Annotated in this window: 26 protein-coding genes; 7 read left to right on the forward strand and 19 right to left on the reverse strand. The window is 36.8% G+C overall.

Going from position 1 to position 26699, the window contains the following annotated elements:
* Positions 1 to 190: 190 nt before the first annotated feature.
* Positions 191 to 2983: an excinuclease ABC subunit UvrA gene (uvrA, locus tag NZD88_RS16130; RefSeq protein WP_259830486.1), complete on the reverse strand. Its 2793-nt coding sequence runs from the start codon at positions 2981 to 2983 to the stop codon at positions 191 to 193.
* 512 nt (positions 2984 to 3495) lie between these two features.
* Between uvrA and NZD88_RS16135 the strand changes: the two genes are divergently transcribed.
* Both NZD88_RS16135 and NZD88_RS16140 read left to right on the forward strand, forming a co-directional pair.
* Positions 3496 to 5307, forward strand: a complete 1812-nt coding sequence (locus NZD88_RS16135) for a TonB-dependent receptor plug domain-containing protein (RefSeq protein ID WP_259830487.1) — start codon at positions 3496 to 3498, stop codon at positions 5305 to 5307.
* Between the two features lie 71 nt (positions 5308 to 5378).
* Positions 5379 to 6095, forward strand: coding sequence for a DUF2490 domain-containing protein (locus NZD88_RS16140; protein ID WP_259830488.1), 717 nt, complete (start codon positions 5379 to 5381; stop codon positions 6093 to 6095).
* Here the strand turns inward: NZD88_RS16140 and NZD88_RS16145 are convergent.
* The 3 genes from NZD88_RS16145 to NZD88_RS16155 all read right to left on the reverse strand — a co-directional run bounded on the left by NZD88_RS16145 (position 6092) and on the right by NZD88_RS16155 (position 7314).
* Positions 6092 to 6538, reverse strand: coding sequence for a phosphohydrolase (locus tag NZD88_RS16145; protein WP_185194861.1), 447 nt, complete (start codon positions 6536 to 6538; stop codon positions 6092 to 6094). The two genes, NZD88_RS16140 and NZD88_RS16145, sit on opposite strands and share 4 nt — an antisense overlap.
* Positions 6539 to 6617: 79 nt before the next feature.
* Complete coding sequence (locus tag NZD88_RS16150) at positions 6618 to 6953, reverse strand: YegP family protein (RefSeq protein WP_259830489.1); 336 nt, start codon at positions 6951 to 6953, stop codon at positions 6618 to 6620.
* Between the two features lie 40 nt (positions 6954 to 6993).
* On the reverse strand, positions 6994 to 7314 hold the full coding sequence (locus NZD88_RS16155) for a hypothetical protein (RefSeq protein WP_259830490.1): 321 nt from the start codon (positions 7312 to 7314) through the stop codon (positions 6994 to 6996).
* A 316-nt stretch (positions 7315 to 7630) separates the two neighbouring features.
* Between NZD88_RS16155 and NZD88_RS16160 the strand changes: the two genes are divergently transcribed.
* On the forward strand, positions 7631 to 8473 hold the full coding sequence (locus tag NZD88_RS16160) for a GNAT family N-acetyltransferase (RefSeq protein WP_259830492.1): 843 nt from the start codon (positions 7631 to 7633) through the stop codon (positions 8471 to 8473).
* Positions 8474 to 8780: 307 nt separating this feature from the next.
* Positions 8781 to 9185: a DUF805 domain-containing protein gene (locus NZD88_RS16165; protein WP_259830493.1), complete on the forward strand. Its 405-nt coding sequence runs from the start codon at positions 8781 to 8783 to the stop codon at positions 9183 to 9185.
* Between the two features lie 82 nt (positions 9186 to 9267).
* On the opposite strand, the gene NZD88_RS16170 is transcribed toward NZD88_RS16165, so the two are convergent.
* The 10 genes from NZD88_RS16170 to NZD88_RS16215 all read right to left on the reverse strand — a co-directional run bounded on the left by NZD88_RS16170 (position 9268) and on the right by NZD88_RS16215 (position 19471).
* Complete coding sequence (locus NZD88_RS16170; RefSeq protein WP_169234269.1) at positions 9268 to 11049, reverse strand: acyl-CoA dehydrogenase family protein; 1782 nt, start codon at positions 11047 to 11049, stop codon at positions 9268 to 9270.
* Positions 11050 to 11101: 52 nt separating this feature from the next.
* Positions 11102 to 11458 (reverse strand): four helix bundle protein, encoded by a 357-nt coding sequence (locus tag NZD88_RS16175; RefSeq protein WP_259830496.1) that lies wholly within the window; start codon positions 11456 to 11458, stop codon positions 11102 to 11104.
* Between the two features lie 36 nt (positions 11459 to 11494).
* A complete protein-coding gene (locus tag NZD88_RS16180) occupies positions 11495 to 12673 on the reverse strand; it encodes a thiolase family protein (RefSeq protein WP_259830498.1) in 1179 nt (392 codons plus the stop codon).
* Between the two features lie 47 nt (positions 12674 to 12720).
* Positions 12721 to 13074: a four helix bundle protein gene (locus tag NZD88_RS16185; protein ID WP_223559629.1), complete on the reverse strand. Its 354-nt coding sequence runs from the start codon at positions 13072 to 13074 to the stop codon at positions 12721 to 12723.
* A 47-nt stretch (positions 13075 to 13121) separates the two neighbouring features.
* Positions 13122 to 15515: a 3-hydroxyacyl-CoA dehydrogenase/enoyl-CoA hydratase family protein gene (locus NZD88_RS16190; RefSeq protein ID WP_259830500.1), complete on the reverse strand. Its 2394-nt coding sequence runs from the start codon at positions 15513 to 15515 to the stop codon at positions 13122 to 13124.
* 6 nt (positions 15516 to 15521) lie between these two features.
* Positions 15522 to 15974: a MarR family winged helix-turn-helix transcriptional regulator gene (locus tag NZD88_RS16195; protein WP_034751372.1), complete on the reverse strand. Its 453-nt coding sequence runs from the start codon at positions 15972 to 15974 to the stop codon at positions 15522 to 15524.
* 165 nt (positions 15975 to 16139) lie between these two features.
* Positions 16140 to 17063 carry an ABC transporter ATP-binding protein gene (locus NZD88_RS16200; RefSeq protein ID WP_259830501.1) on the reverse strand — a complete coding sequence of 308 codons (924 nt, stop codon included), beginning with the start codon at positions 17061 to 17063 and terminating at the stop codon, positions 16140 to 16142.
* 98 nt (positions 17064 to 17161) lie between these two features.
* Positions 17162 to 17539, reverse strand: a complete 378-nt coding sequence (locus NZD88_RS16205) for a GxxExxY protein (RefSeq protein ID WP_259830503.1) — start codon at positions 17537 to 17539, stop codon at positions 17162 to 17164.
* Between the two features lie 376 nt (positions 17540 to 17915).
* The gene (locus NZD88_RS16210) at positions 17916 to 18887 is read right to left on the reverse strand and encodes an iron ABC transporter permease (RefSeq protein WP_259830504.1); all 972 of its coding nucleotides are present in this window, start codon (positions 18885 to 18887) and stop codon (positions 17916 to 17918) included.
* Between the two features lie 23 nt (positions 18888 to 18910).
* On the reverse strand, positions 18911 to 19471 hold the full coding sequence (locus NZD88_RS16215; RefSeq protein WP_259830505.1) for a TlpA family protein disulfide reductase: 561 nt from the start codon (positions 19469 to 19471) through the stop codon (positions 18911 to 18913).
* Between the two features lie 32 nt (positions 19472 to 19503).
* Between NZD88_RS16215 and NZD88_RS16220 the strand changes: the two genes are divergently transcribed.
* Entirely contained in the window at positions 19504 to 20628 is a 1125-nt protein-coding gene (locus tag NZD88_RS16220; protein WP_259830507.1) for a ferredoxin--NADP reductase, read from the forward strand.
* 5 nt (positions 20629 to 20633) lie between these two features.
* Complete coding sequence (locus NZD88_RS16225) at positions 20634 to 21242, forward strand: SanA/YdcF family protein (RefSeq protein ID WP_423738668.1); 609 nt, start codon at positions 20634 to 20636, stop codon at positions 21240 to 21242.
* Here NZD88_RS16225 and tamL read toward each other — a convergent pair.
* A complete protein-coding gene (gene tamL, locus NZD88_RS16230; protein ID WP_259830511.1) occupies positions 21239 to 23848 on the reverse strand; it encodes a translocation and assembly module lipoprotein TamL in 2610 nt (869 codons plus the stop codon). The genes NZD88_RS16225 and tamL overlap by 4 nt on opposite strands.
* On the opposite strand from tamL, the gene NZD88_RS16235 reads away from it, so the two are divergent.
* Positions 23834 to 24559 carry a TrmH family RNA methyltransferase gene (locus tag NZD88_RS16235; protein WP_259830512.1) on the forward strand — a complete coding sequence of 242 codons (726 nt, stop codon included), beginning with the start codon at positions 23834 to 23836 and terminating at the stop codon, positions 24557 to 24559. The genes tamL and NZD88_RS16235 overlap by 15 nt on opposite strands.
* A gap of 108 nt (positions 24560 to 24667) precedes the next feature.
* Here the strand turns inward: NZD88_RS16235 and NZD88_RS16240 are convergent, their stop codons facing one another.
* The 4 genes from NZD88_RS16240 to cmk form a co-directional block, all read right to left on the reverse strand.
* Positions 24668 to 25165 (reverse strand): phosphoribosyl-ATP pyrophosphatase, encoded by a 498-nt coding sequence (locus NZD88_RS16240; protein WP_169234280.1) that lies wholly within the window; start codon positions 25163 to 25165, stop codon positions 24668 to 24670.
* A 3-nt stretch (positions 25166 to 25168) separates the two neighbouring features.
* The gene (locus NZD88_RS16245; RefSeq protein WP_169234281.1) at positions 25169 to 25477 is read right to left on the reverse strand and encodes a phage holin family protein; all 309 of its coding nucleotides are present in this window, start codon (positions 25475 to 25477) and stop codon (positions 25169 to 25171) included.
* Positions 25478 to 25556: 79 nt separating this feature from the next.
* Positions 25557 to 25907, reverse strand: a complete 351-nt coding sequence (locus tag NZD88_RS16250) for a YtxH domain-containing protein (RefSeq protein ID WP_169234282.1) — start codon at positions 25905 to 25907, stop codon at positions 25557 to 25559.
* A 96-nt stretch (positions 25908 to 26003) separates the two neighbouring features.
* Positions 26004 to 26678 carry a (d)CMP kinase gene (cmk, locus tag NZD88_RS16255; protein ID WP_259830513.1) on the reverse strand — a complete coding sequence of 225 codons (675 nt, stop codon included), beginning with the start codon at positions 26676 to 26678 and terminating at the stop codon, positions 26004 to 26006.
* Between the last annotated feature and the right edge of the window lie 21 nt (positions 26679 to 26699).

Below are 26699 nucleotides of genomic sequence, written 5' to 3' on the forward strand. Positions count from 1 at the left end.
ATGATTGTTTTTTCGAAGATAAAAAAATGGGTTTAAAAATAGGCTTTAATCATCCACTTTTATTTCTTAATAATGTATTCATTGTCCTTTAAACCTACAGTAAGCAGAGTCCGTTTTTGTATAATGCCCCGGATTAGAAATTTATCATTTAAGTAAAAAAATAGAGAGCCATTTGGCTCTCTATTGATATTTAGTTGTCAAGTTTTTCCTTGATGTATTTCGCGGTGTGCGATTTTTTATCCTTCGCCAGATCTTCCGGTGTTCCGGCAAAAACCACTTCTCCTCCATATTTTCCAGCCTCAGGGCCAATGTCTATAATGTAATCCGCACTTTTAATAATATCCGGCTGATGTTCGATAACGATAACGGAATGTCCAAGATCGATCAAAGCCTGCAATGATTTCAATAACTTCTGGATATCATGGAAATGCAATCCTGTAGAAGGTTCATCAAAGATAAACAGCGTTTTGTCTGTGGTCACTCCTTTGACAAGGAATGAAGCCAGTTTCACACGCTGCGCTTCACCTCCGGAAAGGGTAGAAGAGCTCTGTCCCAACTGGAGATAACCTAATCCTACTTCCTGAAGTGGTCTCAGTTTCGTAACGATTTTATCTTCGTTATTATCTTTAAAGAATTCTAAAGACTCATCAACCGTCATATGAAGGATATCGGAAATGCTTTTTTCATCGAATTTCACTTCCAGGATCTCGCTTTTGAAACGGGTCCCTTTACATACTTCGCATTCCAGCTCGATATCTGCCATGAACTGCATGGAAACATTAATCACGCCTTCTCCTTTACATTCGTCACATCTCCCGCCGTCTACGTTGAAAGAGAAATGTTTCGGTTTGTAACCCATCATTTTTGAAACTTTCTGCTTCGCAAAAAGATCTCTGATGTCGTCATATGCCTTCAGATAAGTAACCGGATTGGATCTGGATGATTTCCCGATAGGATTCTGGTCAATCAGCTCAATATTTTTAATCAGCTTCTTTGGAAATTCTACAGAGTCGTAATCTCCCTTTTTGCCACCCATTCCAAGCTGGATCTGGATATCATTGGTTAGAATTTCCTTCATTAGCGTAGACTTTCCGCTTCCGGAAACTCCCGAGATCACCGTAAGGCTTTCCAGAGGGACATCTACGTCTATATTTTTAAGATTATTTTGTCTTGCTCCTTTGATGTGGATCCATTCCTTCGCTTTTCTTCGCTTTTTAGGAACCTCGATTTCCATTCTTCCGGTTAAGTATTTTGAGGTAAGGGTATCTGCATTTTTAAGATCATGATAATCCCCCGCAAACACCAGTTCACCTCCCAGATAACCTGCTTCCGGACCGATATCAATAATATAGTCTGCAGCTTTCATAACGTCTTCGTCATGCTCAACAACAATTACAGTATTTCCGAGATCGCGGAGATTCTTTAAAACTCCGATCAGGTTTTCTGTATCTCTGGAGTGAAGACCAATGGAAGGCTCATCCAGAATATAAATAGATCCTACCAGTGAACTTCCCAAGCTTGTTGCAAGATTGATTCTCTGACTTTCACCACCGGAAAGCGTATTGGATGTTCTGTTGATCGTTAAATATCCTAAACCTACTTTTAATAAAAATTCAATACGGGTTTTGATTTCGTACAGTAATCTTTTGGCAACATCCTGATCATGTTCAGAAAGTTTCAGTCCATCTATTAGAGGATACAATTCATCCAGAGGAAGCTCGATCATGGACTGGATATTGTGCCCGTCTATCTTTACCCAGCTTGTTTCCTCGCGTAGTCTCAGGCCTTCGCAGGTAGAGCAGAGTGTTTTTCCTCTGTATCGGGAAAGCATAACGCGGTACTGGATTTTGTATAAGTTTTCTTCAAGCATTTTGAAGAAATTGTTGATCGAAGGGAAACTGCTTTTTCCGTCACCTTTCCAAAGGAAATTTTTCTGTTCTTTGGTCAGCTGATGATAAGGTTTGTGGATAGGGAAGTCTTCTGCTTTTTTGATGAATGACTTTTTCCATTCGCTCATGGTTTCGCCTCTCCAGGAAACGACAGCATCTTCGTAAACAGATAAAGTTTTATTGGGAATAACAAGATCTTCATCTATACCGATTACTTTTCCATAACCTTCACATGCCGGACATGCTCCGTAAGGATTGTTGAAACTGAAAAAATGAACGTTCGGTTCAAGAAACTCCATACCGTCCAGCTCAAATTTATTGGAGAATTCTTTTACTTTTCCCGTATCTGCATTCTTCAGGGCACAGTAGCCGTGTCCTTCGTAAAATGCCATCTGAATAGAGTCTGCCAGCCTTTGAAGGAAGTTTTCATCTTCCTCATAAGAAAAACGGTCGATGACAAGATTGATGATCATTCCTTTTTCCGGAGTAAAACCGAAGCTTTCCAGATCTTCAATGCCTGCCAGGTTACCATTGATTTCAAGTCTGGTGAAACCGGCCAGCTTTAAAACTTTCAGTGCTTCTTTAAAATTATCTGCATCATATTCCAGAGGAGCTGTCAGTAAAAATGAAGTATCCTTTTTGGAAGCCTTGATAAAATCAATCACATCAGAAACGGAATCTTTTTTTACTTCTTCTCCTGAAACCGGAGAAAATGTTTTCCCGATTCTTGCAAAAAGAAGTTTCATATAATCATAGATCTCCGTAGAAGTTCCTACTGTAGATCGTGGATTGGATGAAATTACTTTCTGCTGGATAGCAATAGAAGGCGCAAGTCCTTTGATATCGTCTACTTTCGGTTTTTCTAATTTACCCAAAAACTGACGTGCATAGGAACTCAAACTCTCTACATATCTTCGCTGTCCTTCCGCATAAATCGTATCGAATGCCAGGGAAGATTTTCCGCTTCCGGAAACTCCTGTAATCACGATCAGTTTATTTTTGGGGATCAGAACGTCTATATGCTTCAGATTGTTAAGATGTGCATTCTTAACGAAGATCTGTTTTTTTATATCTATTTCTATTGTTTTAGCCATTTTTTATCTTTGAAAAAGATTGTTCGCCTCTTAAAAAATTAAGACCCACAAAATTACGAATTTTTAGTGAAAATAATACGTTTAATATATTTAGTCAACACAAATATATTATCCCGATTGAGACCTCAAAAAGAAGACTTATATATGGTGAACCGGAGCAATAATGGGGAATGGGTGATTGTTAACTATAAGGTTATATGAGTACCGCATTGCCATGAAGTTTTACACTAATCTATGATTTTCGTTATGTTTTCTATTTTCCTCTTGTTTTGTGTTTTAAAATTATTTAAAATTGTATTCATAAATATGTAATAAAGAAATGAGAAAGTTATTCAGAGATCTTGTTACACATTTAATGAGAAAAAGATAAAAAGTTACTTCCCACAAAAGATGCAGTATAAGCCATACTGCATCTTTTTTTTATGATAACTATCATTTGCCTGTCTTCGGGAACTCCCTTACTTTTGAAGCCATTATTAAAGAAACTGATTAAGAACAAAACTAGGACAACTATGATCAAGAAGATTGGAAGCATATTTTTATTGGGATCAATGCTCTGCGCTTATGCACAGGAAAAGACAACAGATATTGAAAGCATTGAATTTCAGGGAAAATTTATCTCTACCCCTTATAAAAGTGCCAATCAGAATATTACAGTGATTACCAAAGAAGATATCGCAAACTCCCCTGCAAAAAGCATTGACGAGGTTCTTCAGCAGGTTCCGGGAATGGATGTCAGAAGGAGAGGAGCCAATGGGGTGCAGAGTGATATAGGTTTCAGAGGAAGTTCTTTTGAACAGGTATTGCTGCTTCTGAACGGAATCAGAATGAATGACTCTCAAACGGGACACAATTCTATGAATATACCTGTAGATATGGATGATGTGGAGAGGATAGAGATCATCAAAGGTCCGGCCGCCAGAAGATTTGGGCAGAATGCCTATGCAGGAGTCATTAATATTATTACAAAAACGACACCCGGGAAACGGGTAAAAATAAGTGCTGAAGGCGGAGATTATGAAACGTATGGATTTGGCTTCAATGCACAGTTGGGAAATGAGAAATTCTCTAATGCTCTTCAGGCTAATTCAGCTTCATCACAAGGGTATATGTACAATACGGACTATGAGATCCGAAATGTTTTCTACCAGAGCAAACTGAATATTAAAAACGGGGATCTTAAGCTGCAGGCCGGTTTTTCTGAAAAGAAATTCGGAGCCAATGGCTTTTATGCGTCTAAAGATGCAAAAGAACAATATGAGGAAACACAGGCTTCTATTGTAAGTCTGGCACACCAGCAGACCTTTGGGGCTTTAAAACTGAGTTCTAATGTATACTGGAGAAGAGGTGAAGATATATATGTTTATACAAGAAGCAATCCTGGTTTTTACAGAAATATGCATATCGGGAATAATGTGGGGGGAGAAGTGAATTCCAGCTATCAGTGGGGATTAGGGACTACAGGTATAGGTGTGGAACTGAGAAAGGAATTTCTGGCGAGTAATAATTTAGGCGAGCGAAATCGTTTTGTTTCGCAGGTTTTCTTTGAGCATCATTTTTCATTATTAGATAAAAAACTGAACATCAGTCCGGGCATTTCATGGGCCAATTATTCCAAGGAAGGAAATTTTTTCTACCCGGGTTTAGATGTAGGGTATAATTTCAATCAGAATAATAAGATCTACGGAAATATTGCGAGAGTCCACAGGGTTCCGACATTTACAGATCTTTATTACGTAAGCAAAACGGAGCAGGGAAATCCCGATCTTCTTCCTGAAAATGCGGTTTCTTCGGAAGTGGGCTACCAATATCAAAACAGCAGAATTCTGGCAAAAGTGAGCGGGTTTATGAGAAACTCAAACAATTCTATAGACTGGGTTAAAAAAAGCCTCACTGATCCGGTGTGGTACGCTCAGAATGTAGGGAAAATTGACACAAAAGGAATTGAAGTAGAGTTGAGTCACAGAGCCTTTGACTGGTTGAAATACACTGCCGGATATACGTATCTGGACAGTAAAATGAAAGAATCTAATGAATTTGTTTCTAGATATATTCTCGACAATCTGAAGCATCAGGTCGTCGCAAAACTCGAAACCAGATTCCTGAAATATTTCACGAATGAACTGGTGTACCGATATAATGAAAGAATGAATCTGGGAACGTATAATCTCCTTGATGAGAAACTGAGTTTTGCTAAAAAAGACTTCTCCGTATATGTACTGATCAATAACCTTACGAATACAAAATATACGGAAGCTTTTGGAGTGGCTATGCCTCAGCGATGGTTTCATTTAGGCTTCTCATATACGATCAATATTAAGTAAATGTTAATTTGAAATGAATGAAAGTTAATATTAACAAATTGTTAAATAATTTATTTTTGCAAAAATTTTTTATGAAACTTTTTTTAAGTCTGAGTTTACTTTTGAGTATGACCTTTTTAAAAGCACAGGAACACATTTCCAGCTTCAATGCAGTGACTCTAACCTATAAGTTTCATCCGAAATTTTTCCTTTACGCAGAAGGACAGCTTAGAGGTAACGAAGATTATACCTACCCGGATTATTACGAGATCAAAGGGGGAGTGGGATACAATCTTACCAAGAATCACAAACCTTTCGTAGGTCTCGGTAGATATGTGAATTATAAAGAACACAGTCTGAGCAGAGAAGAATTCAGGGTATGGCTTCAGGACGTGATCGATTTGAAAAAAGGAATCGTGAAGTTTGAAAACCGTTTTCGCGCAGAGAAAAGCTGGTTCTACGAGCCAGCTACAGATAAAAGCTCACAAAGAATGCGTTACAGATACCGTCTTAACGTAAGTGTTCCCCTGAATGCAAAAACCGTTAAGAAAGGGACTGTTTTCGCGAATGCCTATGACGAAATCTTCCTGGTAAGTCCTATGAAGCCTACTTTCGCACGAAATAGAGTATACGGTGGTTTCGGCTATCAGATCGATGACCATTTCGGAATCCTGACGGGTTATCTTTGGCAGCGTGAATTTGAAGCGAAAGGCAATAAAAACCTTCACTTTATCTATCTTGCCCTAAACATCAATATCGACGGTACAAATCATCCTACAAAAACGTATGATTTCCCCGGAGCGGATTAATATTTCTCTATCAGATAATGGTAGGCCTTTAAATATTTATTGAACCTTTTGATGTCTTTAGGAGTAAGTTCGCGGTTTACCCTTCTTAGATCCATATTGTCACGAAGATCATTAAGCTTTACAGCCACAGCCAGGGGAGACCTTTCTGTTCTTTTAATAAATTCATCGTAATCTTCCTCAGGGTCAAATTTGGTCAGGCAGCTTACGGCAAAAATAATGTATTCGGGAAAGCCTTCAGCTCTTAAATACTCGAGGCTAAATTCTGTCGGATGATCTTCCACCACGTCATGCAGTACGCCTACAATCTTTTCATCCAGTGTCTTACCGTATCCCATGACACGCATCACGTGAGCAATGTACGGAGCATGGTATTTGTCGGTTTGTCCTTTGTGTGCCTTATCGGCTATTTTGATGGCTCTATTGAGCATTTCTTCTTTTGTCATTTCAAATAGAAAATAGAATACAAAAATAAAAAATGCCTTAAAAAATAAGACATTTTTATTGAGATTATTTTAGATATTATTAAAGATCGGTTTCATCCTCTACAGAAGCCCCTGACGCATTGTTTTTTACGGATTCTATGCCGTTGTCCATCCCGTTTTCGGATTCGTACATCTGGCTGGTTCCTATAATCTGCCCGTTTCCGGCTTTTAAATTGAAATAGCAGCGGTCGTCCTTTGCTGTATTTCTTTCAAATTTCGAATCATCCTGCGAATTGGTTCGTACAGATTCTATTCCGTTTTCACAGGACGATTTTGAACCATATCCCTGGCTTGTTAAAATCACTTGTCCGTTTCCTGCTTTGAGATTGAATTGAAATTCTTCGTTGGCTCTTTTAGAAATAATAAATTTTCCCATAGTAATTAATGTTTGTGGATTGATTTGTTTGTTTTTTTTGTTATTTGGAAGGCGTTGCCTTTTTTGGATCTGTGGCTGTTTTTTCCGGAGCAGCGGTGTTGAGTATTCTGTATTTTGAATAATCTTTCTTTGCTTCTTTTAGGGCCATATAGGCTGAAGTATCCTTTGGTATTACGGTCAATATTTTATATTGTTGCTTCTGATCTGCAGGGGTGTTGGCCGGTATTTCTTTTTTTAAATCTCTCAGGTGGCTCATCTTTGTGGTATCCATCTTTGGCAGAACCAGTTTTTTATCTCTTTTCTGCTGCGCGAAAACGGTTGTACACAATAATATCAGTGAGCATGATAATAATGACTTCATTTCTAGTTTTTATTTAGGATTATGATTACATGAAATTCCATTCAGGATTTTTAAACACTTTGTATTCATCTTTATTAATTAAAAGTAACAAAAAAATAAAAAACAGCAAAAAAAAGCTTCGCGAAGTCGAAGACTTCGCGAAGCTTTTCCAATCTGGTCAACCCAATGAATGCTTGATATTTATAAAAATTTCAGCCTTTAAAAATAATAAATTTTTAAATGTTTATAGAAATGAAGTACTTTTATATGGCCTGTCTGATCAGGTTTTAATGATTATTCTTTAAAGTTTTAACTAAAAAAATAGATGTTGCTGAATATGGAAATTAAGAATTTAGAAGGTGTTACAATAGAAGAACTGGTTGCTGTTTTCAATCTGTCATTTTCCGATTATATAGTGCCTTTTCAATTGACTTTGGAGCAGTTGAAGTCTAAAATTGAGGCAGAGGATATCAAACCTGATTTGTCTCTGGGTGTTTTTGATTCCGGTAAGATCGTAGGATTTATGCTTCATGGTTTAAGGATTGATGATTCTGGATCAACAGTATATAATGCCGGGACGGGAGTCATACCGGACTATAGAGGTCAAGGCCTTGTTGGTAAAATGTATGAAGAACTGATTCCTCAACTAAAAGCTCTTCATGTCAGGAAAATGGTTCTTGAAGTGATAAAGGAAAACCAACCTGCTGTTAGGGCATATGAGAAAATGGGATATGCTGTTTCCCGAAAACTGGATTGTTTTTCTGGTACACTTGATATTTTGAAAGAGAATAAAGAGGTTGTTATAAAGCAAACCTCTGAATTGAAGTGGAATGAATTTGTTCCTTCCTGGGAAATAGAACCCACTTGGCAAAATGCTGTTCCTACGTTAGAAAATATCAAAGAGCTTTGTAGCATTGCCATAGCTTATAAGCATAATGTACAGGTGGGATATGTGATATTCAATGCAGCTTCAGGAAAGGTTCATCAGTTTTCAGTATCTCCCGATTACCGGAATATGGGAATTGGAAGCAGTTTATTTTCATATATCAATGATACGGTCAAAGGCCGTGATGTGTATGTTTATAATGTAGATGATCGCTCCGTTTCCACTGTTTGCTTCCTGAAAAAAATCGGACTTTCTAAAAAGGTCGTACAGTTTGAAATGATCAGAGAAGTTTAAAGCATAACATAAAAAAGCGTCTTAAATCAAATTTATTTATAAAAAAACTAATAAGCTCTTTTAGCAATATAATGTGCTATTACGTTTTCAGTTAAAACTACTACATTCGGGTGATTAGTATACTTCGTGCAGGGTTTCAATAAACAAAAAAATATATTGAGTTATTTCAGTTTTTGATAACTGATGTGTTTGGGTGATTTTTTTTTTTAGAGAACAAAATTTTTAGTTATACTAAATAAAAATAAAAAATAGTTGGGAATCTGGAAAAAATCTTTATTTTTGGCTGCAATTAAAAAAAACAAAAACTATGAAATGGTACTTAAAAGTATTAAAACAGTATGCTGATTTTAAAGGGAGAGCCAGAAGAACCGAATACTGGATGTACATATTGTTTAATATGATCTTCGCAATTATAGCCGCAGTATTAGACAATCTTTTAGGATTGAAATTTAATCAGGAAATCCCTTATGGATTTATTTATTTGATTTACGCGTTGGCTACTTTTATTCCGGGATTAGCGGTTATGGTTAGAAGATTACATGATGTTGATAAAAGCGGGTGGTGGGTTTTTATATCTTTGATCCCAATTGTTGGAACTATTTGGCTACTTGTACTTCTGGCAACAGACGGAACTCCGGGAGCTAATCAGTATGGCGTAAATCCTAAAGAAAATTTCAATGAAATAAATGAAATTGGACAAAAACAGATGTAATTTTAAAAAAATTACAACCCATATTAATATAAGAAACGCTCCAAAAACTTGGAGCGTTTACTATTATATTTCAAACTGATATTTAGTAATGTCCTTTAGCGATATAGTTTGCTGCTACTTTTTCAGTTAAAGCCACTACATTAGGATGGTTTGTATATTTCGTGAACCTTCTTAATCCTGAAAGCATCATTCTCTGCTCATCACCTTCTGCGAAAGAAATAATTCCTTCTTTAGCCGCTGCGATGATTTTTTCAACAGCTTTATAAAGGTTAAGCTGTGCCATTGCTGCTTCTACAGAATCAGGAGAGAAGTGTTTCTCAGCTCTTAGAATGGCAGATTCTGCCATATAAAGTTGGTTCAGGATCTCAGAAGCATTCAATAATAGGTGCTGCTGTTTTTCAATATCCATCATATATTTTTGAAGGGCAGCTCCGGAAACCATTAGGAATACTTTCTTAAGGTTGGCAATGATTGCTTTCTCTTCAGCCATAAATGCAGAGTAATCAGGAACGTCAAATGAAGGAATTCCCATTAATTCTTTGCTGATAGCCATTGCCGGAGAAAGTAGATCCAGCTCTCCTTTCATCGCTTTTTTAATCAACATTCCAACCGCTAAAAGACGGTTGATCTCGTTGGTTCCTTCATAGATTCTTGCAATTCTGGAATCTCTCCAGGCTGCTTCCATTGGCATATCTTCAGAGAATCCCATTCCACCATATACCTGAATTCCCTCGTCAGCAGTATGTTGTGTTAAATCTGAAACGAAAACCTTCAAAATAGAAGCTTCCACAGCAAATTCTTCAACCCCTTTTAATTCAGCCTGTTGGTGATTCATTCCACCAGCAACCAATTCATTGATTTTATCTTCAACATCTTTTGCTGCTCTGTAAGAACCCGCTTCAGCAACGAAAATTCCGGTTGCCATTTCTGCTAGTTTCTTTCTGATTGCTCCAAAAGTGGAGATAGAAACGCCAAACTGCTTTCTTTCATTAGAATACTGAAGAGAGTGGTTTAAGATTCTTCTCTGTCCGTCAAGGTTAGCAGCTGCCAATTTGATTCTTCCAACATTCAATGCATTCAGAGCGATTTTGAAACCGTTGTTTCTCTCACCTAAAAGATTTTCAACAGGAACCTTCATATCATTAAAGAAAACCTGTCTTGTAGAAGATGAACGGATTCCCAGTTTGTGCTCTTCCTCACCGAAAGTAAGCCCTTCTGTTCCTTCTTTTTCTACGATGAAACCTGTAATATTTTTGTCATCATCAATTTTAGCAAACACAATGAAGATTTCTGCAAAACCTGCATTGGAAATCCACATTTTTTGCCCATTGATGATATAATGTTTTCCGTCTTCGGAAAGTTTTGCTCTTGTTTTTCCAGAGTTGGCATCAGAACCTGCATCCGGCTCAGTCAAGCAATACGCTCCGAATTTTGTACCTGTAGCCAAATCCGGAAGGTACTTTTTCTTTTGCTCTTCCGTACCATACAATAGGATAGGAAGGGTTCCGATTCCCGTATGAGCGCCGTAAGCTGTTGCCAAAGAACCATTCGCTCCCGAGCAGTAGTCACAAGCTAACATAGTATTAACGAAGCCCATTCCAAGGCCACCATATTCCTCAGGAACGGCAACTCCCAAAAGACCCATTTCACCCAACTGACGCATCTTTTCTTCAGTTAAAGCATAATCTTTTTTCTCAAATCTTTCTTTTTGAGGAATTACTTCTCTGTCGATAAATTCTTTTGCAGAATCACGAAGCATTTTTTGTTCTTCACTCAGTTCTTCAAGAGTGAAAATATCATGTGCAGGAATTTCCTTGATGAGGAATTCTCCTCCCTTCAGTGTTTTATTAAGTGTATTACTCATTATTTTATGATTTTAAATTTTAGATTATAAATTTTAAATTATTGATTCTCTGTTATAAATTTTCGGATGAAGTTTTGATGATTTTGGTCAAAATATTAATAATACTTTCAATTTCTTTCAAATAAGAGTCTATTTCAATTTGAACTAAATTTGAAGATTGATAAAGTCTTAGCCAATACTTTGTCTCTCTTGCTTCTCTATTGGCTATAGAAAGTTTTGAGATAAAATCTTTTTTAGATTGTGCAGCAATTGCTTCTTCTACATTTGCGCCAATTGAAGTTCCACAGCGAAGAATTTGTTTAGATAAAATGAATTCATTCTGAGATTTACATTGAGTATAAAATTTAATTATCCTTAAAGCAAAGTCAAAAGTTTTTGTCTGAATCAGATTGTCTTCTTTGAAACTCATTTCATCTAAAATTTATAATTTAAAATCTATAATTAATTAAAGAAGCTCAAAAATACTTGCTGCTCCCTGTCCGGTACCCACACACATAGAGACCATTCCGTACTTGTTGCCGCGTCTTCTCATTTCGTCAAGAAGCTGAACGGTCAATTTGGTTCCGGTACATCCAAGCGGGTGACCAAGAGCAATCGCTCCTCCGTTGACATTAAGAATATCTGGATTTAGGCCTAATTCTTTTTTGATCGCAACAGACTGTGATGCAAATGCTTCATTCAGTTCGATAAGTTCAATATCTTTTAATTGTAAACCTGCCTGTTTTAGAGCTTTTGGAATAGCATAAATAGGACCCATCCCCATAATTCTCGGTTCAAGACCTGCTGCAGCATACGCTACTAATCTTGCTTCAGGTTCAAGACCTAGTTCTTTTACCATTTCTTCACTCATCACTATTACGAAAGCGGCTCCGTCACTCATCTGAGAAGAGTTTCCGGCTGTTACACTTCCTCCGTTTTTAAATACAGGTCTTAGTTTAGCTAAACCTTGTAAAGAAGTATCAGCTCTTGGACCTTCATCAACAGAGAAATCAAACTTTTTAGTCTGCATTTTCTGATTGTCGTCCAAGAAATTATATTCCACAGGAATAGAAACAATCTGGTTGGCAAATTTCCCTTCCTGATTAGCTTTTAAAGCTTTCATGTGAGATTCAAAAGCGAATTGATCCTGTTCTTCTCTTGTAATATTATATTGTTTAGCCACTTCTTCTGCCGTATAACCCATTCCCCAGTAATAATCAGGGTTTGTTTTGGCAATTTCTGTTTCAGGCACCGGTTTGTAACCACCCATCGGAATATAAGACATCGATTCTGTACCTCCTGCGATGATACAATCTGCCATTCCTGCCTGGATTTTTGCTGAAGCAATAGCAATCGCTTCACTTCCTGATGCACAATATCTGTTTACGGTAACTCCGGGAACTTTATCGGTATTCAATCCCATTAAAGAAATTAAACGGGCAACGTTAAGGCCTTGTTCGGCTTCCGGCATTGCATTTCCTACGATAAGGTCATCGATTCTGTTTTTGTCTAATTGGGGAAGCTCAGCCATTAATTTTTCAATAACTGTAGCCGCCATCACGTCGGGTCTTGTGAATCTTAAACTTCCTTTTGGAGCTTTTCCAACGGCAGTTCTGAAACCCTTTACTATATATGCTTGTTTCATAAATTGTATAATGTATTAATGTATAATGTACAATGTATTTTAAAGTGTTAACTTGAATAAACTTGTTTCAGTTTAATAATCATATTTTGTATATACTGTATTTCAGTAAGTGTTTTTTGAAATCTGTCTTCCGGAAGAAATTCACATTCTTTTGCAATTATAATTTGAGTTTCAAATTCAAATGAAGAGCCCAATGCAATATTCAGAAAATGTGAAAATTGAGGCTTGGTATCTCTTCCTGCGCCTTCCGCTATGTTAGAAGGAATAGAATATAAACATCTTCTCGATTGGGAAGTAAGCCCAAATAATTCATCTTTTGGAAATTCTTTTGAAAAGAAATAATACGTTTTGCAAAGTTGAATTGATTTTTTCCAAACTTCGAGCTGTCTGAAATCGTGCATGTTAAAAATACTTTTTACGTTAATACTTTTTACATTTTACAGAAAAATTAGTTTCTCAACGGTTTTCCATTCTGCAACATATACTGAATTCTCTCCAGGGTCTTTCTTTCACCGCAAAGCTGTAAGAATGTTTCTCTTTCAAGATTCAATAAGTATTGTTCGGTAACGACTGTTGGTTCGGAAAGATTTCCTCCAACCATTACGTTGGCTAGTTTGTCTGCAATTTTCTTGTCGTGTGCTGAGATGAAATTTCCGGTCAGCATCTGGTCTGTTCCTACATAGAACATACCTAAGGCATCTTTACCCAGCACTTTCACTTTTTGCTCGATAGGTTGAGTATATCCCTGTTCTGCCAATAGTTTTGCTACTTTCTTAGCTTCTGCAATCTGTCTGTTTTTGCTAACGGAAACGATGTCTTTTCCTTTTTCAAGAATTCCCATATCGTAAGCTTCGTAAGCGGAAGTGGCCACTTTACCCATTGCGATATTCATGAAAGCTTCACGAAGTCTGTTATTTTTAACATCATCACTGTGGAATTCTCTTGAAGTTCTTAAGGTTAATTCTTTTGTTCCACCACCACCAGGAATTACACCAACTCCGGTTTCTACCAATCCGATATACGTTTCAGCTGCTGCAACCACTCTGTCTGCGTGCATGGTCATTTCGCAACCACCACCAAGGGTCATTCCGTGAGGTGCAACCACTACAGGGATAGAAGAGTAGCGAACTCTCATCATCGATTTCTGGAAATAAGCAATGGCCATATTCAAATCATCCCAGTCTTGCTCGATAGCCATCATCAGGATCATGGCAAGGTTGGCGCCCACAGAGAAATTGGTTCCCTGGTTTCCAACAACCAATCCGTCGTATTCTTTTTCAGCTAAATCAATGGCTCTGTTCAATCCGTCAAGGACTTCGCCTCCAAGAGAGTTCATTTTAGAACGGATCTCAAAGTTGATAATTCCGTCGCCCAGATATTCAATAGCCGCTCCGGAATTGCTCCAAAGTGTTTTGTTTTTTCTGATATTATCTAAAATAATAAAGGCATCCTGACCTGGAATTTTGTTGTATTCTCCTGAATTTTTATCAACGAAAATACTCTGACCTTCTTCATTTACTTTATAGAAAGTTTCTACATTTTTAACCCAGTCTGAAACTTCATAACCTGCGTCTTTTGCCAGTTCAATACCTTTTTGAACCCCAACCGCATCCCAGATTTCAAATGGACCGTTTTCCCATCCGAAACCTGCTCTCATAGCGTCGTCTATTTTGTAGACTTCGTCAGAAATTTCAGGAACTTTATGAGAAACGTAAGCGAATAATGCCCCTAACGATTTTCTGTATAATTCTCCTGCTTTATCTTTTCCACCAATTAAAACTTTGAATCTGTCAATTGGTTTATCAATATTTTTAGTTAATTCTAATGTAGGGAACGATGATTTTCCCTGAAGCTCATATTCTAAAGTATCAAGATTTAAAGCATGAATTTCAGATTTTCCTTCTGCATTTTTCACCTTTTTGTAGAAACCTTGTTCTGTTTTAGAACCCAGCCATTTATTATCCATCATGGTCTGGATATAGCTTGGAAGTGCAAAAACATCATTGAAATTATTGGCTTCGGTACCGCTTTGGCGAACGCCATTAGCAACCATCACCAAAGTATCAAGACCTACAACATCCGCTGTTCTGAATGTTGCTGATTTTGGACGCCCGATAACAGGACCTGTTAATTTATCAACTTCAGAAACGGTTAATCCTAATTTCTGTACGTTGTGAAGAAGATCCATCATGGAGAAAACTCCGATTCTGTTGGCAATAAATGCTGGAGTATCTTTAGCTAAAACTGTAGTTTTACCTAAGAATTTAGCTCCGTAAGTCATGTAGAAATCTACAATTTCCGGATCTGTATCATTGGTTGGAATAATCTCTAAAAGAGGAAGGTATCTTACCGGATTGAAGAAATGCGTTCCCGCAAAATATTTTTTGAAATCATCGCTTCTTCCTTCCGTTAAGAAATGGATAGGAATTCCTGATGTATTAGAAGATATTAATGTTCCCGGTTTTCTGAACTGTTCAATTTTTTCATAAACAGATTTCTTAATGTCAAGTCTTTCAACGACAACTTCAATGATCCAGTCTGTATTTTTGATCTTCTGAAGATCATCATCAAAGTTTCCTACTTTAATTCTATCTGCAAATTTTGGAGAATAGAGAAGAGCAGGACTCGCTTTTTTCAGTTTTTCAAAGTTTTCAGAAGCAATTCTGTTTCTTACCACTTTGTCATCTTTGGTCAAACCTTTTTTCTGTTCAGCTTCCGTCAGTTCAAAAGGAACGATATCCAATAGAGACACTTCCACACCAATGTTGGCGAAATGTGCCGCAATACCGCTACCCATAATTCCTGAACCAAGAACCGTTACATGTTTGATTCTTCTTTTCATTATAATTTATTTTCTGTTATTTAATAATTCGTTTGCAATTTTCATGATCTCGGACATGACCTCCTTAAAGGTTTCAATTTTCTCAGGAGCAATCTTCTCCATCACCTTCTTGTTGAAATTAACGACCACTTCTTTTGACATGTTTCTTGAATTCAGGCCTTTATCTGTAAGCTTGATGATCACCTCCCTTTTATCGGCAGTGGTCTTTTCCTTATAAATATATCCGTTGTCTTCCAGAAGCTTGATGATTCTGGTTAAAGAGGTGGGTTCAATCGCCATTTTAGGACCTAAGTTTGTACTTCGGGTACCTTCCTTGGGATCAATTTTAAGAAGGGTGAGGGCTTGTACAGCTGTAGAATCATGCTCTTGAGCAAGTTCTGTATACATTTTAGAAACAGCCAACCAGGTCTGTTTTAAAACTAAATCTACGTTTTCTATTTTTTCTCTATTATTATCCATCATTTATGTACGAATGGTGTTACCCAAATTTAGTAAATATTATGCATGCATAGTATTTATTAACGTTAAATTTTGTTAATAAGCTGATAGTAAGTAGGTTAAATTGTATGATTAGCATAATACTATGCATGCATAGTATGTGAAATATTTAGTAAAAATGAAGTATTAATGAATGTTTCTAACGAAATTAACTATTTTCTCGAAAGATTCGTATTGTTGCTTCGTGGTGCCACTGAGGATTTCCCAAAAACCATCTTTGTACTCAAAATGCAGTGATGAAAGGTCTTTTTCGAAGTTTTTCTGCAGCAAAGAATAGAGCATTTCCTTGTGGACCTGCGGAGCGGTAATGGAAGGAGGTATGAAATTCTCATTCACCTGAAATAAAGAAACATTGGTGAGTTCATCATGCTGAAGTAATACGTCTTCTACGAGCCCGGAAAAAAGCTGGTTATCCTTTACATACCATATTTTGTCTGCAAACTCTTTGGCCAGTCTCCAGTCGTGGGAAGAAAACAAAATAATTTTATTCTGCTCTTTGGCCAGTCTGCGAAGTGTTTTTAAGATGATAAGCTTGTTTTTTTCATCCAGATGCGTTGTGGGTTCATCCAGTATGATGACAGGAGAGCTTTGGGTAATAGCACGTCCGATAAATGCTTTCTGCAGATTTCCGTCTGAAAGGTTTTTAAGAAGAGTATGTTTGTACCGTGCAAGATCCAGCTCCTCTATAATATGCGAAACCTCTTCTCTATCCTCTTTTTTAAGTTCGAAATAAAAAGGATAATAGATGTATTTGCCTAATGAAATAAGGTCTTCAACCGTATAATGTTGCGGAACAGTAGATTTTGAAAAAACGACGGCAATATTTTCGGCAATTTCTTTAACGGAAAGGGTTTTAATATTTTTTTGATGAATTAAAATTTCTCCGCTCAACAGGGAAACCTGATGTAAAATAGATTTGATAAGCGTTGTTTTTCCTACACCATTATTTCCAATCAGAAGGCATACGTCGCCCAGTTTCAGATCCGCATTTGCATTTGAAATTAAGGTGGTGTCGTAGCCAATATTGGCGTTTCTGATTTCTAGGTGCATTGGCTTGTTGGTTATTGCGAAGGCGTAATTCTTTTTACAAAAATACTGTTTTTAAGACGCAAGAAATTCGACTCTGTCAAATTTTATGCTGTTATAATTTATAAATGATTGACCATTCTGGTGACACCGTTTTTAAAAACATCAGATTGGAAGTTTAATAGCAAACCTAATTTGCAATCTGTCATTTTTAAATAGGTCAAAAGCTGAGCTTTATGAGTTGAGTTGATATAGTCTACCGTTTTTATTTCTAATATTAATTTATTCTCAATGATAATATCTAACCTGAAGGCATTTTCAATTTTTAAATCTTCATATATAATAGGGAAGAGCTTTTGCCTATCGATCCGTAAACCTGTCTTTGATAGTTCATAAAAAAGACATTCTTCGTAAACGTGTTCAAATAATCCGGCTCCAAGTTTTTTGTGGATCTTTAAACCTGCATCAAAAACTACTTTTGATAATTCATTTTCTGTCATTGTGCTGTTTTTTTATATTAATAAAGGGATTGTTGGTAAATTACAAAGGCGCAAAGTTTTTAATTTTTATGCTGTTTTAAGGCGCAAGAAAATCAAAGATTTTTAGCAAGTATACCATTATAAATATCCAGTTACAATTTTATCGAAGATAAAATTCTTGCGCCTTAAAACATAATCCATATCAATTTCTTAGCGTCTTTGCGATACACCAACATATCAGATCTTTTTCGGAATTTCAGATAGATCAATTATTCTTAATTCTTTTAAAAATCTTTCATCTATAAAATCAGCGAGCGTAATTTTATTTCCCCACATATTTTACAAATCTTTCAGATCTTATTAACAGTTTAAAAATTAAAAATTCACTCATTCACTTTTATACCTTATTCTGTTTCAAAAGCATCAATAAAATCACAGGAATTCCAAATACAGAACTGATCACATTCAGAGGAATCTGTGTTTTTTCTGCTATTACAGAAAACAGCATCATGACCAGCATTCCGAGAAACATATTCAGGATCCACTGTTGCCATAATTTGGATGGATTATAGATTAGTCTGCAGAAATGCGGAACAATGATCCCTATAAATAATATAGGGCCCAGAAAGGCAGTTATAGAAGCCGAAAGTAGGGAAGAGGCTGCAATGATCAGGATCTTTAGCTGATTGAGATTGACTCCCAAACTCTGCGCATAAGAAGTTCCCAATGAATTTCCAATCAAGGGCTTTATTGTTTTAAAACAGAAAAACATTCCTACAAAAACCAGAACAGATAATACATAGATCTGGTTTCTGGTTACCATATTATTGGCTCCGAAAGACCATAAAATATAGTTTTTAAGACTTTGATTTTCTGCATAGAACTGCAATAAAGAAACGACTGCACCGGCAAATGCTGAAACAAGGAATCCAAAAATGATCAGATAGGATTTATCCTGAAATTTATTCGACATCGAAAGCAGGACAAGCATCAGCACAAGACTTCCTGCAATGGCTGAAAGACTGAGAAAACTGTTCTGCAGAAATTCGGGAATCAGGAAATCATGGGAAAAGAAAATGTAAAATGCTACGGATAAACTGGCTATAGACGTGATTCCCAATATATCGGGTCCCGCCAGCGGATTTTGAAAGTATTCCTGCATCAGAAAACCTGAAGTGGGAATTGAAATACCTGCCAGAAGCATCACAAGAACACGGTTAATCCGGATTTCAGCAATCTGACTTTGCGCAGAATCCTGAAAGAAATCCTGTAGGTTTAAACTTAAAAATCCTGTGTTCAGGTTGATGACCGCAGTAAAAATAATGGCGGCTGTCAGTAGTAAACACAGGATTTTAAATTTTTTTGACATTATTCAGAAAGAATCTGGATATTTTATTTTAAAAGGGCTTCGACTTTAGAATTCAATGTTTCTTCAGTCATCATGCCTAAGTACTCATCAGTTTTATCTCCTTTTCTCAAATAGGTAAAAGGAATTGAACCGCCGTCCCACTGCTTGAAATTAGCTTTAAAAAAAGTCTGATCTAATTTCTGACCATCTAAAAGAATGATGTTGGCAGCAAGATTATTTTCCTGTGCAAATTTTTTCACAGAAGTGTTCCACTCAGATTTATCATCAAGATTGATAAAAGTAAATTTTACCGGTTTGCCTTTCAGTTCCTCCATTTTGTTCTTAAAATGAGGGATTTCTCTCATACATGGTCCACACCATGTAGCGAAAAAGTTGGTCACATACAAAGTGTCATTCTTTTGCGCTAAATATTTCCCAAGATTCTCCGGAGAAAGTTCTTTTGCAGTATAGGCACCCGTTGCAGAAGCCGTATTTTCTGTTACCGAAACTGAATCTGCCACAGCCGTATCCTCCATTTTATGACCTTCTTTTTTACAGCTGTAAAGAGCGGTGAGAATAAGCGTGGATAAAATTATCTTCTTCATAAATTATTTTTTGACTATTTTTGAATTGAAGTATGGAACAACAAATCTATAAAGGGAAACTGATACAGTTTCATCCGTTAAAAGTAACGAAAAAGGAACAACTGACCAAAAATACTTTTTCTCTGGAATTCGATATTCCCGGGAATTTACAGGAGAATTTCAAGTTTGAAGCTGGACAGTATGTAAGCATAAAATTTATGGCGAACGGAGAGGAAGTCATCAATGATTATTCAATGACTTCAGCTCCCTATGAAAAAAAGATATGCCTTGGCATCAAGGTGAATTCATCAAAAGGAGCTACTTCAGAATTATTCAGGAATTATAAGGTTGGGGACGAATTGATGGTGGGAGAACCTTCCGGAAGATTTACCCTTGTTTCTAAGCCCAGCGAGTTCAGAACAATTGTCGCTTTTGCGGCAGGTATTGGAATTACTCCGATTTTAAGTCATTTTAAAAATATTCTTCATACAGAACCACGTACCAGACTTTTTTTGTTCTTTGGAAATAAAAGTTCGGAGGAGCTTATCTATAGAGAACAATTGGATCATCTTGCGAAAACCTGGGGAGAAAGACTACAAATTTTTTACTTTTTTTCACAGGAGAAAACGGCCGACCAGTTTTTCTTTGGAAGGCTGGATGAAAAAAAACTCAACCTGATCATTAACCAGATTCTGCATCTGGATGATACCGACGAGGAATCTACCATCTGGGATGCAGTAGATGAAGTGTTGATCTGTGGTAAAGGAGAGATGATAAAATCGTTGGCTAATGCATGCTATCATCACGGGATTCCGAAAAAGAATATCCATTTTGAGCTTTTTGAAGAATATAATGACGATATTTATCCTGTAGAAAAGGAATTTCCTTTGATTGAAGATGTAGAAGTAGCGTTTAAGATTTTTGGAAAAGCCTACGAAACACATCTTCCTGATAACAGGGAGAAAATCCTGCAACAGCTTTTGATCCAGAAATTTCCGGTTCCTTATTCATGTAAATCAGGGATCTGCGGAAGTTGTGAATGTTATCTTGAAGAAGGAGAAGTGGAACTTCTTGAAAATGAATATCTGACGGAAAAGGAAGAGGCACAGGGGAAAATACTAGCGTGTATGTCGATTGTAAAAAGTAAGAAAATAAAGCTTAACTTTGACCTTAGTTGAGAATTATTAGGAACATATTTAACTTAACTTTTGTATCAGCAGAAATAGGAATTCTGGTGATATGTCTGTGTAATGCCTGGGTTTTCGGGTTGACGAACGGGCGTACCTATACCAAAATATCAAAAATTCCTCCACGTGAAATTGCATTAGTTCTCGGAACTTCTCCCAAAATGAGATCAGGACTTTCTAATCCGTATTTTACGAAAAGAATGGATGCTGCTGCACTATTGTATCATCACGGGAAAATCAAGAAAATCATTGTAAGCGGAGAGAAAAGTAAGGGGTATAATGAGCCTGCTGCGATGAAGAATTATCTGGTCAATCAGGAAGGAGTTCCCGGTGATATCATTGTAGAAGATCCGAAAGGATTTAATACCTACAAAAGTATTCTGCGTTGTAAAGACGTTTACAAAAAGAAAGATGTGATCATTGTTTCACAGGGTTTTCATAACCTTCGTGCGTTGTTTTTTGCAAGGAATAACAATATGAATGCGTTGGGATTTGACGCGCAGGATGTTACAAAACCTGAAAGTTACTACAGAAACCAAGCCAGAGAAGTACTCGCTAGAGTGATTGCTGTAGTCTATTTCATATTGGGAATTTCTCCTGATTAGAAAGGATATCCGAATGCAATGTTCAGGGTAGGCTTGAAAGGCTGGAAATTCTTAAACCTCCATCGGTCTCCCTCAGGTTTGTTTGGGTCATAGATCTTATAAGCTAAGTCAAGTCTGAATGTGATATAGGCCACGTTTACCCTTAAACCCAATCCGCTTCCTATTCCCATCTGTCCTAAGAATTTATTGAATTTAAATTCATCCCCATAGCTGCCGCTTTCACCAGCTTTTCTAATACTCCAGGTGTTTCCTATATCGGTAAATACAGCCCCTTCATACATTTCATTAAATGGAATTCTGTATTCTATATTGGTAGTTAGCTTTACGTTGTTTGTCATATAAGTACGAACTCTTTCATCGATCTGAGAGTCGGAAGGACCAAGTCCCCCAAATGCTACCCACGCTCTGATATCATTCGATCCACCATTGAAATAAGACTTAATAACAGGCATATCTTTAGAGTTCCCGTAAGGAATACCCACTCCAATGAATTGACGTAAAACTAACGTCTGATTGCCATTAAATTTAAAATATTTTCTGGTATCAATATCAAATTTTACAAACTGGGCATAAGGAATTCCGAAGATCGTTCTCTGCGGGCTTGCTACAACACCTCCGGCATCTCTTTTTTGATTGAATATGCTTAAAATATTACCTGCAAGCTCTACTTTTCCATTAAAATAGAAGGCGTTCGGATAATCTTTTTTACCGATCTCACTATACACAAAATTATAGATCATAGAAGAAATAAGAATATCCTGAGTTTGTCTGTCTTTATTAACAAGAGTACCTTTGAATGCTGTAAGAAGATCCTGTCCTTTCTGATCAAGTGTTCCCTCATACTCAGTGTCTTCAACGATCTGTTTTGAAATATTATCTATGCTTAGCTGCCCTGAAAGGAACTGTTGTTCAAGCTGTGGTGGTTTAGTGGCAAAATAGCTTGCAAACATATCTTTTCTAATAAGCTCGTCATTGGCAAAATAATCATAATAAGCATCTTTGTTTTTCGTAAGACTGACCTGCGTATTGAAAAGAGTAAGTCTGTGTGATACCTGATCATTAACAGTGGCCTGATAATTCAATCCTGTATTAAAGTTAACTCTTCCCAAGCCGATGTTATTCTGTATGGATGCTCCCAAAAGAATGGAAGAGGTAGGTGTATATCTTTTCGGAAGAATCTTATAATAATTAAACGGCAGAAGAAGTCTTGGGAAATTCAGGGAAGCCTGCGCTGAAATTTCGTAAGCAAGATCTCTTTTATCAATATTTTTAGTACTTCTTATAGAACCGAATGTTCCGGAAATGCTGGTCGAAAGGTTTTCTGCCCCTCTGAAAACATTTCTCGTCGTAAGATCTACAGAAGGTGATACCCCAAGATTCAGGAGCTGGGAGTAGTTGATATCTGTTCCCAGTTTAAGTTCATATTTCGGAAGGGGTTTCAATAGATAAAGAACATCAACGATACTGTCATTAGGTGAAGTACCTCCGCCTCTTCTTAAAGAATCTCTGGCTTTCAGAATACTGAAGTTATTCATCGCAATGAAATTTCTTTTTGTAAGATCGAGGTTTTTTTGGTCGTAAACTTTCTTACTGTCCACAATGACTGCTCTCCACAAGGAGGATGTTTTGTAGCTGTTGTCCATTTTATGGAATCTGATTCTTCTTAAGCTGTCTTTGACTGTATTTTTAGGAAAATCACCCGCTTCATTAACGATGGCTACATCTATATTTCCTATTGTCGCTACTTTGTAAGGATGATCTGCTGAATCTTTATGGATCTCCAGCGTAAGGGGAACCTGTTTTTTACTTTTCAGGGAATCTGCTACAAAATAAATCTCTTCATTGGAGCTGTTAAATCTATAATATCCGTTTTCACGCATCAGATCAGTAATTCTTGTCACTTCTTTTTCAAGAACAGTCTGATCAAGCCTCTGTCCGGATCTGATAAGGCTTTTGTCGAGTTTCTGCCAGTAAAGACCTTTAACAGTAGGATCGGTAATATTATAATAGTAATCCTTAATATAGGTAGGATCGTTATGTTTAATAATGTAATTAACGGTTGCTTTCCTGGATGCAGAATCGAGAGAATGTTTTAAATGTACGTCAGCATCCCAAAAACCTCTGTAGGTAAGCCTTTTTTCGATAGATTCTGTGCTTTTTTCACTTCTGGTCTGATCCAGAATCACGGGTGGAGTTCCCCAACTGTGAAGTAAACGGTCTAAAAACAACGTTTTTCCCACACTGCTTTTCATATTATATTTAAGGAAAAGAGAATCTCTCAGTTTTTGATTTCTCATTTCGCTGGGATAGGTCATGTACTCATTAAGCAATGTATCATATTTAGGATTAGCCATATTATAAAATCCTAAACTCAGCGGAGCGAACAAAAGTTGCTTTTTATTGGGCTTTTGCTGTACGTAATCTTTCAGTTCATCATCGATGGATTCTCTCTTATCTTCAAACTCAAAGTTGTTCTTAGTAAGCAAATATTCACCTTCCGGAACTTTTTTTGTTGTACTACAGGCATAAAGGAGACCAACAAATGTTGCGAATGAAATAATTTTATAATATTTTTGAGGAGAATACTTATAATGCTTACAGCTCATACAATAAAAATTTTACAGTCTTTAGATAAAAAGAAGTTCAGACAAAAATACAATTTGTTTTTGGTTGAAGGTAATAAAATCATTAGTGAACTTCCTGAATCTAATTTTAAAGTTAAAGAAATATTTTCTACCGATCCGCAAAAACTGGACCGGAAAGATATTCCTGTTATCCAGATCACTGAAAACGAGCTGAAAAAAATCAGCTTTCTTAAAACGCCTAAAGATTCAGTAGCCGTATGTTATCTGTCGGAAGAAGAAAAGAAGGAGGATAAAAATGTTCAGTTAGTTTTGGATGGAATCCAGGATCCGGGGAATCTGGGAACCATTATCCGTTTGGCAGATTGGTTCGGAATAGAGCAGATTATCTGCAGCGAGGATACGGTTGATTTTTACAATCCAAAAGTGATCCAGGCTACTATGGGCTCTTTTACCAGAGTCAATATAGTGTATACAGATCTTGTTGAATATCTTTCGAAAACGGAGAATATGAATATAGGAACGGATATGGAAGGAGAAAATATTTATACTTTTGAAAGACCTGAAAAAATAAACCTGATCCTTGGTAATGAAGGAAACGGGATGCGACCGGAAACGGAGAAACTTCTGCAGAAATGCATCACCATTCCAAGGTTTGGAAAATCCCAGTCTACAGAAAGCCTGAATGTTTCTATGGCAGCGGGAATTATTTTGGGACAGTTGTTTAGTAAGTAGATGTCAGACGTGAGATATCAGATACCAGATTTTAATACGGGGTGATATATTGATCACCGACTTGTACATCTGAAATCTGATATCTGGCATCTAATGTCTTATAAATTTCTATATTAACTGTTCCAAACTGGAAACGCTTTTATTTTTCTGATACACCTCTAATTTCTTTCTGACATATTTCAGGGCAATAGGAGCGAGGTAGATCATTGCAGCACCCAGAAGTTTTTTCTTCCAGTTCGGGCTTTTCATGTTCTTTTTGGCATAATTGCCCACTACTGCAGTGATGCCTAATTTGATCAGGCTATCCGTGACATTACCACCCAATGCGGTGCTTGCAATACCTACAGCAGTTTCTTTATTGATGAACATATCCTTTACTTCAGAGGTCAGGTGTCTGGCAATAACATCTTTACGAAGAACTACTTTTTCATCGCCGTCTTCATCTACTTTTTCCTGCAGATACTGGTCTGTAAGGCCATTGGTGAATGCACTCAGACTCTCTTTTGTATTTTTAAAGGTAAGTAGGTTTTCAAGATCATTAACCTCAGCCTGGAGCAGCTTTTTCTTTCTTCTCAGTTCTTCAATGCTTTCGTATTTTCTGCTCATAGCTTAATGATTTAAAAATTTAATAACCTGATCTGCGACCATATTGACAAGCTTATTTTTAAAAGCAATAATAAACGCCATTACTATAACATAAAATCCAGCGACAATCAGGAATCCGTAAGACGTATTATCAAGTGCCTTACCGATAAGAAATGCCATTCCAAAATTAAAAAGGATAATAAAAAAAGTAAAAGCAACTAGCAGCACTACAAAGTAGGTAATGAGCCCTGCAGAAAGAGAGGATTTTTCGGTAGCTTCAATTTTCAGAAGATCTATTCTCTTTGATGCATATTCTTTAATAGTCTCTATCATTGTTTTTTTTTAAAGTTACAAAAAAAGGAACTTTCGTGCCAAAAGTTCCTTCCCATAATTTACTTAAAAAATAAATAGTTTATTTTTTAAGATCATTCAGTTCCGCTTCTACATCCTTTACTACGTCTGCAGTTTTTGAAACAATTTGATCTTTGTATTTGTCATATCCATCTTTGACCGTGTGGGCTACACTACTTGCTGTTTCCTTGAAAGTAGAAGAGATGTTACCATACTGATCTTTTACTTTTTCAGAAACTTCACCGTACTTGTTTTTAGCCTGGTCTTTTAGGTCTTCTGCTTTATCTTTGATTTTTTTTCTGGTTTCTTTACCTTCTTCTGGCGCATAAAGCATTCCTAAGATTACACCCGCTGCAGCACCTGCAAGAAGTCCTGCTAATATACCTGCTGTATTTTTTCCGTTTTTAGACATTTTAAGCTTTTTTAATAGTTAATAAATATTAGTTTTTTACTGCCATGAAATGTACAATTTGTATACCAAAGGAGGGCGTGTACCTATTAAAAATTGTTAAATCTTTTTGATGTGAGATAAAATCAGATCTATCGTTTCCTCTTTTGTAAGCTCTGTATTGTCAATAACAATAGCATCTTCAGCCTGCTTTAAAGGGGCGATTTCCCTTTCACTGTCGATCTTATCACGATCTATAAGGTTTTGCTTTACCTGATCTCTGTCTGCCTGAATTCCTAAGCTTGCCAGTTCAAAATATCTTCTGTTGGTTCTTTCGTCTATACTGGCAGTAAGGAAAAATTTATAGTCCGCATTTGGCAGAACTACTGTCCCTATGTCACGTCCGTCCATAATAATGCCACCTTTTTCTGCCAGCGAACGTTGTGAATGCAGCAGGAAATCGCGTACTTCTTTTTGTTTGGCAACAACGCTAACATTGTCTGAAACTGCATTGGTACGAATTTGTTTGGAAATATCAATATGATTGAGATAAAGAACCAGCTCGCCGTCATTATTTCTGAATTCAAGTTCTATCTGGTCTAATGAAGAGAACAGTTCCTGAAGATTGATGGAGCCATTCTCATCCATACAGTTTTGTAAGGCAAACCATGTAATTCCCCTGTAAAGCGCACCGGTATCCAGATGTATAAGACCCAGTTTATCGGCAATGACTTTAGAAATTGAACTTTTTCCGGTAGACGAGTACCCATCGATAGCTATTACAGGTTTTTTCATACCGCAAATTTCAAGAATTTT

Origin of the sequence: Chryseobacterium pyrolae, from assembly GCF_025153485.1 — a bacterium.
GTDB lineage: Bacteria > Bacteroidota > Bacteroidia > Flavobacteriales > Weeksellaceae > Chryseobacterium > Chryseobacterium antibioticum.

Bases quoted from the DNA above. Each gene is read 5' to 3' on its own strand.
- uvrA (WP_259830486.1), bottom strand. From the start codon at position 2,983: ATGGCTAAAACAATAGAAATAGATATAAAAAAACAGATCTTCGTTAAG.
- NZD88_RS16135 (WP_259830487.1), top strand. From the start codon at position 3,496: ATGATCAAGAAGATTGGAAGCATATTTTTATTGGGATCAATGCTCTGC.
- NZD88_RS16140 (WP_259830488.1), top strand. From the start codon at position 5,379: ATGAAACTTTTTTTAAGTCTGAGTTTACTTTTGAGTATGACCTTTTTA.
- NZD88_RS16145 (WP_185194861.1), bottom strand. From the start codon at position 6,538: ATGACAAAAGAAGAAATGCTCAATAGAGCCATCAAAATAGCCGATAAG.
- NZD88_RS16150 (WP_259830489.1), bottom strand. From the start codon at position 6,953: ATGGGAAAATTTATTATTTCTAAAAGAGCCAACGAAGAATTTCAATTC.
- NZD88_RS16155 (WP_259830490.1), bottom strand. From the start codon at position 7,314: ATGAAGTCATTATTATCATGCTCACTGATATTATTGTGTACAACCGTT.
- NZD88_RS16160 (WP_259830492.1), top strand. From the start codon at position 7,631: ATGGAAATTAAGAATTTAGAAGGTGTTACAATAGAAGAACTGGTTGCT.
- NZD88_RS16165 (WP_259830493.1), top strand. From the start codon at position 8,781: ATGAAATGGTACTTAAAAGTATTAAAACAGTATGCTGATTTTAAAGGG.
- NZD88_RS16170 (WP_169234269.1), bottom strand. From the start codon at position 11,049: ATGAGTAATACACTTAATAAAACACTGAAGGGAGGAGAATTCCTCATC.
- NZD88_RS16175 (WP_259830496.1), bottom strand. From the start codon at position 11,458: ATGAGTTTCAAAGAAGACAATCTGATTCAGACAAAAACTTTTGACTTT.
- NZD88_RS16180 (WP_259830498.1), bottom strand. From the start codon at position 12,673: ATGAAACAAGCATATATAGTAAAGGGTTTCAGAACTGCCGTTGGAAAA.
- NZD88_RS16185 (WP_223559629.1), bottom strand. From the start codon at position 13,074: ATGCACGATTTCAGACAGCTCGAAGTTTGGAAAAAATCAATTCAACTT.
- NZD88_RS16190 (WP_259830500.1), bottom strand. From the start codon at position 15,515: ATGAAAAGAAGAATCAAACATGTAACGGTTCTTGGTTCAGGAATTATG.
- NZD88_RS16195 (WP_034751372.1), bottom strand. From the start codon at position 15,974: ATGGATAATAATAGAGAAAAAATAGAAAACGTAGATTTAGTTTTAAAA.
- NZD88_RS16200 (WP_259830501.1), bottom strand. From the start codon at position 17,063: ATGCACCTAGAAATCAGAAACGCCAATATTGGCTACGACACCACCTTA.
- NZD88_RS16205 (WP_259830503.1), bottom strand. From the start codon at position 17,539: ATGACAGAAAATGAATTATCAAAAGTAGTTTTTGATGCAGGTTTAAAG.
- NZD88_RS16210 (WP_259830504.1), bottom strand. From the start codon at position 18,887: ATGTCAAAAAAATTTAAAATCCTGTGTTTACTACTGACAGCCGCCATT.
- NZD88_RS16215 (WP_259830505.1), bottom strand. From the start codon at position 19,471: ATGAAGAAGATAATTTTATCCACGCTTATTCTCACCGCTCTTTACAGC.
- NZD88_RS16220 (WP_259830507.1), top strand. From the start codon at position 19,504: ATGGAACAACAAATCTATAAAGGGAAACTGATACAGTTTCATCCGTTA.
- NZD88_RS16235 (WP_259830512.1), top strand. From the start codon at position 23,834: ATGCTTACAGCTCATACAATAAAAATTTTACAGTCTTTAGATAAAAAG.
- tamL (WP_259830511.1), bottom strand. From the start codon at position 23,848: ATGAGCTGTAAGCATTATAAGTATTCTCCTCAAAAATATTATAAAATT.
- NZD88_RS16240 (WP_169234280.1), bottom strand. From the start codon at position 25,165: ATGAGCAGAAAATACGAAAGCATTGAAGAACTGAGAAGAAAGAAAAAG.
- NZD88_RS16245 (WP_169234281.1), bottom strand. From the start codon at position 25,477: ATGATAGAGACTATTAAAGAATATGCATCAAAGAGAATAGATCTTCTG.
- NZD88_RS16250 (WP_169234282.1), bottom strand. From the start codon at position 25,907: ATGTCTAAAAACGGAAAAAATACAGCAGGTATATTAGCAGGACTTCTT.
- cmk (WP_259830513.1), bottom strand. From the start codon at position 26,678: ATGAAAAAACCTGTAATAGCTATCGATGGGTACTCGTCTACCGGAAAA.